Below are 236 nucleotides of genomic sequence, written 5' to 3' on the forward strand. Positions count from 1 at the left end.
GGGTTAGATGCCGTAATACCTTACGATACAACACCGTTCGTATCGTTATCTATCGAAAAAGTTATTCATACATTAATTGAAGCTGTTGTACTGGTTTTTGTAGTTATGTATTTGTTCCTACAAAACTTTAGGGCAACGCTTATTCCAACTATTGCCGTACCTGTGGTTTTACTAGGTACATTTGGGATTTTATACACCTTTGGTTATTCAATAAATACGCTAACGATGTTTGCGAT

Annotated in this window: 1 protein-coding gene; it reads left to right on the top strand. The window is 35.6% G+C overall.

What is annotated here, in order from left to right:
- The coding region (locus tag AAEY83_RS18450; protein ID WP_351061598.1) for an efflux RND transporter permease subunit at positions 1-236 on the top strand (236 nt) is incomplete at both ends.

This window comes from Psychrobacter sp. TB20-MNA-CIBAN-0197, from assembly GCF_040309765.1.
GTDB classification, from domain to species: Bacteria; Pseudomonadota; Gammaproteobacteria; order Pseudomonadales; family Moraxellaceae; genus Psychrobacter; species Psychrobacter submarinus.